This window comes from Paenibacillus sp. IHB B 3415, assembly GCF_000802655.2.
GTDB classification, from domain to species: Bacteria; Bacillota; Bacilli; order Paenibacillales; family Paenibacillaceae; genus Paenibacillus_AQ; species Paenibacillus_AQ phytohabitans.
On sequence record NZ_JUEI01000288.1, the window covers coordinates 1 to 206 of the forward strand.

Here is a 206-nt window from a genome sequence, read left to right on the forward strand (position 1 = left end):
GACCCTCGCCTTGGCAAGGCGATGCTCTACCGCTGAGCCACGTCCGCAAAAACATGGTGCGCGTGAAGGGACTTGAACCCCCACGTCGTGAAACGCCAGATCCTAAGTCTGGTGCGTCTGCCATTCCGCCACACGCGCACACTTTATAAGAAAATGGTGAGCCATGAAGGACTCGAACCTTCGACACCCTGATTAAAAGTCAGGTG

Annotated in this window: 1 tRNA gene; it reads right to left on the reverse strand. The window is 55.3% G+C overall.

Annotation, left to right across the window (positions count from 1 at the left end):
- Nucleotides 1–54: 54 nt before the first annotated feature.
- Nucleotides 55–138 (reverse strand) — tRNA-Leu (locus QW71_RS36725).
- Between the last annotated feature and the right edge of the window lie 68 nt (nucleotides 139–206).